Source organism: Halomonas sp. ND22Bw (assembly GCF_003011945.1).
Taxonomy (GTDB): Bacteria; Pseudomonadota; Gammaproteobacteria; order Pseudomonadales; family Halomonadaceae; genus Halomonas; species Halomonas halophila.
The window spans coordinates 1-276 of record NZ_PXWD01000759.1 but is presented as its reverse complement, the minus strand read 5'-3'; the positions used below and the strand labels follow the sequence as shown (position 1 = coordinate 276).

The 276-nt window shown below is 72.8% G+C and carries 1 protein-coding gene; it reads left to right on the top strand.

Annotation, left to right across the window (positions count from 1 at the left end; all coding sequences use genetic code 11):
* The coding region (locus CVH10_RS20165) for an acyltransferase domain-containing protein (protein WP_146143168.1) at window positions 1–276 on the top strand (276 nt) is incomplete at both ends.

Here is a 276-nt window from a genome sequence, read left to right as displayed (position 1 = left end):
GATGTTCTGCATCCAGTATTCGCTGGCCACCCTGTGGCTGAGCTGGGGCCTGCGGCCGGCGACGCTGGCCGGGCACAGCATCGGCGAGTACGTCTGCGCGGTGCTGGCGGGCGTGTTCTCGCTGGAGGATGGCATCCGGCTCATCGCGGCGCGCGGCCGCCTGATGGGCGCACTGCCGCGCGGCACCATGCTGTCGGTGCGCCTGTCGCGCGAAGCCGCCGAGGCCGAACTCGCCGGCACGGGCCTGTCGGTCGCGGCCATCAACAGCCCCGGGCT